The sequence below is a fragment of the Bartonella sp. TT121SHDZB genome, assembly GCF_042193415.1.
Taxonomy (GTDB): Bacteria; Pseudomonadota; Alphaproteobacteria; order Rhizobiales; family Rhizobiaceae; genus Bartonella.
In genome coordinates this window covers 325-558 of the sequence record NZ_JBHILR010000083.1, presented here as the reverse complement: position 1 = coordinate 558, position 234 = coordinate 325, and the positions used below count along the sequence as shown (strand labels likewise).

The following is a 234-nucleotide window of genomic DNA, read 5'->3' as shown; positions in this document are numbered from 1 at the left end:
CGTGGGCCGCGCCCTGGCTTGGTGGCGCGGCGCCGCCGTGCTGGGCGCCTGCGCCACCGTGGCGGCCGTGGCCGTGGGGCTGTGGTCGCACCAGGACCTGCGCCAAAGCGGCGAGCGCCAGCTGGCTGTGCTGAACAACCAGCTGCAGGCCACCCAGGCTGCGCTGCAGGCCGCGCCCCAGATCCAGTACGTGGCCGTGCTGGCCGACGACAAGGCCGATGCCTCCATGCTCGT

Annotated in this window: 1 protein-coding gene; it reads left to right on the top strand. The window is 74.4% G+C overall.

The window, feature by feature from the left end:
• Nucleotides 1-234: hypothetical protein (locus ACFIKI_RS08625; protein ID WP_375666810.1), on the top strand; the 234-nt coding region annotated here is incomplete at both ends.